The 635-nt window shown below is 36.7% G+C and carries 1 protein-coding gene and 1 pseudogene; both read left to right on the forward strand.

The genetic code is table 11. The features are described 5' to 3' along the window. Positions 1-147 precede the first annotated feature (147 nt). Positions 148-411: a SemiSWEET family transporter gene (locus HMPREF2637_RS03805; protein WP_008535551.1), complete on the forward strand. Its 264-nt coding sequence runs from the start codon at positions 148-150 to the stop codon at positions 409-411. Between the two features lie 151 nt (positions 412-562). Beyond that, positions 563-635 (forward strand): annotated as a pseudogene (locus tag HMPREF2637_RS11065) (carboxypeptidase); the annotation flags it as partial.

A 635-nucleotide genomic window follows, 5' to 3' on the forward strand; every position in this document is an offset into this window, starting at 1 on the left:
GCAGACATTTGTGAGTTAGACAAAGAAATGTTGCTACATTTTCTAAAAACGTTCTAATGTAAAGTCTTTCCTTAGAATCCCGAGGTTTTGTCCTTGAATCCAAGTTGTTTTTCTGTTATACTAATAAAGTAATAAGGAGAAATATATATGACTAAACAGAGAATTAATCAAGTTGTTGGTTCAATTGGTGCCTTTATCGGGATTATTGTATTTATAGCCTACATCCCTCAAATTTTTGCCAATTTACAAGGGAACAAAGCTCAACCATTCCAACCTTTATCAGCAGCTGTCTCTTGCTTAATCTGGGTCATTTATGGATGGACACAAGAGCCTAAGAAAGACTGGATTCTAATCATTCCAAACTCAGCCGGGGTTATCCTTGGCGGACTGACTTTCCTTACTGCTCTATAAGAATACAACTACTATAAAAAGCAACCACATCGAGCGGTTGCTTTTTTACTATTTTCTCGATCTAAAAGTCTTCTTCTGACTCTAATTCTTGTTGTTTTATCTCATCTCCTGTGATAAGATAGGCTCAATCTATTTTCAGGAGGGTCAAGACATGGTTTCTACTATTGGTATTGTGAGCTTATCTAGTGGAATTATCGGTGAAGACTTTGTCAAGCACGAAGTGG

This window comes from Streptococcus sp. HMSC065H07 (assembly GCF_001837325.1).
GTDB classification, from domain to species: Bacteria; Bacillota; Bacilli; order Lactobacillales; family Streptococcaceae; genus Streptococcus; species Streptococcus salivarius_H.

Coding starts and splice junctions, on each gene's coding strand:
- HMPREF2637_RS03805 (WP_008535551.1), top strand. CDS start 148: ATGACTAAACAGAGAATTAATCAAGTTGTTGGTTCAATTGGTGCCTTT.